Source organism: Pseudomonas sp. UM16 (genome assembly GCF_050312595.1).
In the GTDB taxonomy this organism is placed as follows: Bacteria; Pseudomonadota; Gammaproteobacteria; order Pseudomonadales; family Pseudomonadaceae; genus Aquipseudomonas.
Window position 1 is genome coordinate 1 of sequence record NZ_JBNPJT010000065.1, and the last position, 491, is coordinate 491.

A 491-nucleotide genomic window follows, 5' to 3' on the forward strand; every position below is an offset into this window, starting at 1 on the left:
TACCACCGTCGTCCGGCGCTAACCGCCGAGCGCTTCGTCACCAGCCCGTTCGGCCAAGGCGAACGCCTGTACCGCACGGGCGACCTGGCCAGCCAACGGGCTGACGGCGTGATCGAATACCGTGGGCGCATCGACCACCAGGTGAAGATCCGCGGCCTGCGCATCGAGTTGGGCGAAATCGAAGCGCGCCTGATGGAGCAAGACGCGGTGCGCGAGGCGGTGGTACTGGCCATCGAGGGTGCCCTGGTTGCCTACGTCGTGCCTGACGAGTGGGCGGCGGACACTCAGGAGGCCCTGCGCGAAGCGATCCGTGAACCTCTGCGCCAGACGCTGCCGGACTACATGGTGCCGGCGCAGTTGCTGTTCATCGAACAGATGCCGCTGAGCCCCAACGGCAAACTGGAGCGCAAGGCGCTGCCCAAACCTGACGCCAACCGCGTGCAAAAAGCCTACGTGGCGCCGCGTACGGCGCTGGAACAGCGAATCGCGGC

Annotated in this window: 1 protein-coding gene; it reads left to right on the plus strand. The window is 66.8% G+C overall.

Features of this window, described 5'->3' with window-relative positions; all coding sequences use genetic code 11:
* The coding region (locus ACQRAX_RS25570) for an AMP-binding enzyme (RefSeq protein ID WP_427867782.1) at positions 1 to 491 on the plus strand (491 nt) is incomplete at both ends.